This window comes from Zoogloea sp. LCSB751, from assembly GCF_002028455.1.
GTDB lineage: Bacteria > Pseudomonadota > Gammaproteobacteria > Burkholderiales > Rhodocyclaceae > Zoogloea.
In genome coordinates, this window is sequence record NZ_MWUM01000397.1 from 1 (window position 1) to 254 (window position 254).

Below are 254 nucleotides of genomic sequence, written 5' to 3' on the forward strand. Positions count from 1 at the left end.
AAAATGACTGGCACCAAGCAAAGAAAACTGTATCAGGCAGCTAAGAGTATGGAAAAGCGTTTGGCTGCATTAGAAGATATTCAAGCACCAGAGCATTTGCGTTCTATTCGTTTTCGTCAAAGTTCAGCCCTAGAACTGCACAATAAGTTCCCGATTACGGCAGATGGTCTGAGCTTAAAATTTGGTAGCCGTACTATCTTTGATGACGCTAACTTTATAATACCGCTTGGCGCTAAAGTCGCTATAACTGGATC

The 254-nt window shown here is 42.1% G+C and carries 1 pseudogene; it reads left to right on the forward strand.

Annotated elements, in window-relative coordinates:
- Positions 1 to 254 (forward strand): annotated as a pseudogene (locus tag B4920_RS27105) (Msr family ABC-F type ribosomal protection protein); the annotation flags it as partial.